At 50.6% G+C, this 2,565-nt stretch carries 2 protein-coding genes; one reads left to right on the top strand and one right to left on the bottom strand.

All coding sequences use genetic code 11. The annotated features are described in order from the left end of the window. Nucleotides 1-278 precede the first annotated feature (278 nt). Nucleotides 279-614, bottom strand: coding sequence for a hypothetical protein (locus ACSHWX_RS18220; RefSeq protein ID WP_435669631.1), 336 nt, complete (start codon nucleotides 612-614; stop codon nucleotides 279-281). 700 nt (nucleotides 615-1,314) lie between these two features. On the opposite strand from ACSHWX_RS18220, the gene ACSHWX_RS18215 reads away from it, so the two are divergent. Beyond that, complete coding sequence (locus ACSHWX_RS18215) at nucleotides 1,315-2,229, top strand: Hint domain-containing protein (RefSeq protein WP_435669630.1); 915 nt, start codon at nucleotides 1,315-1,317, stop codon at nucleotides 2,227-2,229. The last annotated feature ends 336 nt before the right edge of the window (nucleotides 2,230-2,565 follow it).

Genomic DNA, 2,565 nt, shown 5'->3' with positions numbered 1-2,565 from the left:
GCCTAATGGAGATGAAGCAGGCTGATGTTGAAGCACGTGTTTGCATGAATGGCGTCATCTATGCTGATGGAACCAAGGAAACCTTCTGAGAAGTTCAGTAGTGCGTCCTCCTTGCCATGAAGATGCGGGGCTTGACCGTTCAACAAACGGTGGTTTCGGAAAATGCCAAAAATGTCGTGAGGGACCAGACTGGCAGTCTGCACCCACGTGCATCTGTTTGAGTCCTGACCCAAAGTGTCCGTCAATAATTCACCTCACCACCCTCTGCCAAGCAGAGTTTAGCCCGGCGTGAAGTTTTCCGTTTTCATGTCGGTTTCCACGGTAAGTGTACTTCCATTGATTTCAAACTTGGTGCTTTGGCTGCGCATTTTTTCAAACGACTTGTTCACCCATAGGAAGTCCGCGACATCACCATCTACACGACAAGTGTAGTAGTTCTGTCGCTCGCTCATAAAGCCCATATACACGCCTTCGTCGGGCGCATTAGAGGGTAATTCTTTTAGCCAAAAGTAGGTCTTCGTAGCAGCCCTGCAGATCTCCCTTTCAGACCAAATCTCGTCGGCGAAAGTTTGCGTCGCCGAAAGGGCTATAATCATTGCGAAAACTATTCTCATTTCAGGCCACTCCTCGAAAGCCAAACGCGCAGGTAAAATTTATTCCCCACCAATTTACGTCAGCCAGATTTTGTTAACCCGAATATCCTGGTGCAATGTGTCACCAGTTTGGCGAACGTGTAATCAAAATGGACCTGTCACGCTTTTGGGCCGCCCCAGTGCTCGTTTAAAGCCTAAGGCTTCATCACTCCTCCGGTCAGCGGCAAACCCGGATTCCCTCGGAGCGGGAATGGCCAACCCATACGTTCCGCTGAGTGCCGTCGATGGGGTGGGGGCAGGCGGACCACCCTGCGGGCAAAGTCAGCAGCCACGCTGACTACCGTTTTTCAACATTCACAAATTTGCTGAGCCGCATTCCAAAATACCGATGTTACTAAGAAACAAGAAAAGTTTGCCCCAGGGCCTCAACCAGGTGCGCGCACTAACCTGCCTGCAGCCCCTAACGGTAGGTGTGCAGGGGTTTGCTAGGGCCGCACAGCTCTTGCACCAACAAACCCAGTGGTGGCACGCACTGCAACCCACCGTTACATAACTGCGTTTACCGACCCAATGCGGCCGCGTTCTCGCCTGCCTGCTTCGGAGTTGAGTAATGCCAACGGGGCACTTCAGTGAGCAGTTATTCAAAATTTACCGTGATTTTGCCGTATTTGAATCCAATTCGCCAGACATACCAAGATTGCTCATCAATTGAGGTATCGTCATGCCCACAGCATACGAAGATCAGTTTTTTACAGTTGATCCTGGAGCTCCACCAGCTTCAGGAACCGCGCTGGCATTTCAGCGGGTTGAATATATTGACGAAGACGATGACGGCAATATCGAGACCGGAGCAGGAGATACATTTAACGGCGTGACCATTACTCAGGTTTGGCCGGGCGACACGCTGACTGTGAATGTTCCCGGTGTAGGCAATGTAACCTATACAGGCGTAACGTTCTATTTGAGCAGTGGCCCTCCGGTATTTACGCCGACTGACGGGCAAGTGCTGCAAGATGGTACCTTTGTGAGCTCTACCTTTGTGACGACAGCCACACAGACGCCAGTAAACGACTTTGGGCCAACATGTTTCACACCGGGAACACGGATAAACACACCAAGCGGACCACGCCTGATCGAAGAATTACAAGTTGGGGATCTTGTGACGACGCTCGACGACGGCCCACAAGCGATAAGAATGATTGTGGATGATAGCTTTCGCGCTGTTGGAGATTGTGCGCCGATCCTTTTCGCCAAGGGCGCTATCGGCAATGACGCCCCGCTCTTAGTCTCCCCTCAGCATCGGATGCTAATATCGGGTTGGCGGGCCGAGTTGTATTTCGGTCAGGAAGAAGTATTGGCGGCAGCCAAACATCTGGTGAATGGCGACACCGTCCGTCAGGTTTCTGGTGGAACCGTTCGATACATTCATTTGCTGTTTGAAGCCCACCAGATAGTGTTCGCCCAAGGTGTGCCCTCAGAGAGCTACTTTCCAGGCCACTGGCAAGATGCATCTGATGATGACGTAAAGATGGAGGTGCAACGGCTATTTCCTCAACTAACATTTTTTGAAACAAAAAATTTGCAAACCGTCCGCCCTGTACTAAGGCGAGTTGAGGCAGTGCTTTTGGCAGCGTGAACTAACTTTCATTTCGGCCCACTCAAGTGGGTCTGCTCTGCACGGGTTTGCCGTGTTCAGCAGTTCCGCACGGCATTTCCAGCACAAATCTAATGGTGGCAAGCCCTGCAGCCCACCTTTACATAACAGCTTTGCACTGAGAGCGGCATAATCGGACGCGCATTCGCCAAATTCGAATATTCGCCGCAATAAGAATTTTTAACCTTGCGCCAAATTGTTGCCCAAATCATTTGTATAACTCATCCCACTGATGGTTGGGATGAACCCTTGTCCTAAATAGTTAAAATGCAGGGAGCATTATGCCTCCCAAAGGAGAGAATTTGGTTGCGAAAATAT

This window comes from Maritalea sp., from assembly GCF_051251695.1.
Lineage (GTDB): Bacteria > Pseudomonadota > Alphaproteobacteria > Rhizobiales > Devosiaceae > Maritalea.
This window is presented reverse-complemented; position numbering and strand designations above follow the sequence as displayed.